This is a genomic window from Phenylobacterium sp., assembly GCF_035475775.1.
Lineage (GTDB): Bacteria > Pseudomonadota > Alphaproteobacteria > Caulobacterales > Caulobacteraceae > Phenylobacterium.
Genome location: NZ_DATIMC010000115.1, coordinates 1 through 2,362 on the forward strand (window position 1 = coordinate 1; position 2,362 = coordinate 2,362).

The window sequence follows — 2,362 nt, forward strand, 5'->3', positions numbered from 1 at the left end:
TGCCCGCCGTCCGCCGCCGGATCGTGGCGGCGCTCACCCGCGTGCTCCTGCGCTGCCCGCACTGCCGGGCGCGCTTCGAGCACCACCTCCGGCTCTGAAGGTGGCAGGGTAGTGCTAGGGGCACGGCAGGGAACTAGATGCTCGGAACGCTCGTTAAGAGGGCGGGAAGCTTGCTTCGTCAGCCGTGACGAGGGTTGCCGATGTCCTCCTCTGTCCATCCATGCGGATGCTCGCGATGCCGGGCCGTTGAGCCGCACGCGGATTGCGTCCTTCACCAGCGCATCAATCTGCTGGTCAGTCGCCTGGATGAGCAGCAGCGCCGCTGGTTCGTCGCGCTCGAAGCCGAGCGCCTCGGCCGTGGCGGGGACACGCTGCTGGCGCGGATCACCGGCCTGAACCGACGGACCATTCGGCGCGGTCGGCGCGAGCTCGCGGCCGAACTGGCCGAGCGCCCGACCGAGCGCGTCCGCGCCCCCGGCGGCGGGCGTCCGGCGCGGGAGGCGCAGGATCCGGCGCTGCTGCCCACGCTCGAGGCGCTGCTCGCCCCCGAGACCGCCGGCGATCCCATGGGGTGCCGGGCCAAGGCCAAGCGCAGCTCGCTGCAGCACCTGAGCGCCGCCTTGAGCGCGGCCGGGCATCCGGCGAGCCGCCCGACGGTGGCGCGCCTGCTGCGCCAGCTCGGCTACTCGCCCAAGCTCAACGCCCGGCGCACCGAGGCGCGCGGCTCGCCTCCGGAGCGCGAGGCCCAGTTCCGGCACATCGCCGAACAGCGCGAACAGTTTCAGGCGGCTGGCGAACCCATCATCAGCGTGGATTCGAAAAAAAAAGGAGCTGGTCGGCGACTTCAAGAACGCTGGGCGGACCTGGCGCCGGACGGCCGAGGCGGTGCTGGTGCATGACTGGCCGCAGGATGCCATCGGCCAAGCGATCCCTTACGGTATTTATGACCTGACCAACAATCGCGGCTTTGTGTGCATCGGCGACTGTTTCGACACGCCACGCTTTGCCGTCGAGGCGATTCGTGACTGGCGGGCCGACCACGGGAGCCGCCGCTTCCCGCAGGCCGAGCGTCTGCTCATCCTGGCCGATGCGGGTGGCTCGAACGGCTGCCGATCGCGCGTGTGGAAGGCCCAGCTCCAAGAACAGCTGTGCGATGCCTGCGGGCTCGCCGTCACGGTGTGCCACTATCCGCCGGGCTGCTCGAAGTGGAATCCGATCGAGCATCGGCTGTTCAGCGCCATCAGCGTGAACTGGGCCGGCGTGCCCCTGCGCACCTTCGCGACGATCGTCCGCTACGTCGCCGGCACCGTCACCGCCGCTGGACTGCGCGTGGCGGCGCTGCTCAAGCGCGGCGGCAACGAGACGGGGGAGCGCGTCTCGGACGACGCGATGCGGCGGCTCCGCTTGGCGCCGCATGCCGTCTGCCCGGCGTGGAACTACACGCTGTCGCCACGAACCAGCTGGGACGAGGCATGAGCACCTAGTTCCCTGCCGTGCCCCTAGCACTACAGTTGCGTTCTTCGCTTCAGGTGCGAACGTTGTGCATTGGCTTGGTGGGCGCGTCGCCAGCATGACCAAGCGATGACGCGGGCAGGCTGGATGCGTCGCTGGGCGAGGCGTGTGGCGATACGGCGGATCTCCTGGAGCGACCAGCGGATGAGGCCGGGCGCGTCCGGGCGAGCTTGAGCAGCGTTTTTGGGGGTGGCGGCTGGTTGGCGCGGTGGCGGATGACCGCCAGCATGGCGAAGGCCAGCATCACCAGCGAGACGTGCCGGTGCCAGCCGTGCCAGCTGCGGGTCTCGTTGTGGTCGAGCCCGAGCTCGCTCTTGGCGGTCTCGAAGCCGTCCTCGATCGCCCAGCGGCGTCCCTCGACCTCGACCAGCGTCGCTATTTCGGTCCCGGCCGGGCACCAGGTCGAGAAGAAGGCGAGCGCGCCGTCGGTGATCGAGCGGCGGACCAGCAGGCCCCGCGTCCACGGGCCGGAGAGGCCGTCGCCGTACTCGGCGGCCTCGAGGTCGGCCAGCTCGAGGTAGGCCCAGTCGTGGAGCCTCGCCCCTTTGGTCCCGTCGCCGGCCGTGAGCCGCGCCCACGCCGATGCGGGCAGCGCCCGGGCGATCTCCTCCGCCGTGCCGGCCACCGGCGGCTTGCCGCCCCAGGAGCTGGAGGGGTGAGAGCCGCTGACGCCGAGCACGTAGCCCTTGCCGGTCCGCCGCAGCGCCGCCTCCATCTCGCCCACGCCGTAGACGCTGTCGGCCGCCACCCACGCGAACGGCACCCCCGGCCGCGATCGCCCGCCCGAGCATCGCGAGCGCGAGGCGGGGCTTGGTCGCGAAGGTGGCCCCTGGCGGGACGTGGGCCGCCG

The 2,362-nt window shown here is 71.3% G+C and carries 1 protein-coding gene and 1 pseudogene; one reads left to right on the top strand and one right to left on the bottom strand.

Translation table 11 applies throughout. From position 1 onward, the window contains the following. Window positions 1-200: 200 nt before the first annotated feature. A protein-coding gene (locus VLI41_RS16835) for an ISAzo13 family transposase (protein WP_414692566.1) occupies window positions 201-1,476 on the top strand; the annotation gives its coding sequence in 2 pieces (ribosomal slippage) (window positions 201-818 and window positions 820-1,476; 1,275 coding nt in all). A gap of 199 nt (window positions 1,477-1,675) precedes the next feature. On the opposite strand, the pseudogene VLI41_RS14410 reads toward VLI41_RS16835, so the two are convergent. Then, window positions 1,676-2,362, bottom strand: a pseudogene (locus tag VLI41_RS14410) (IS701 family transposase); the annotation flags it as partial.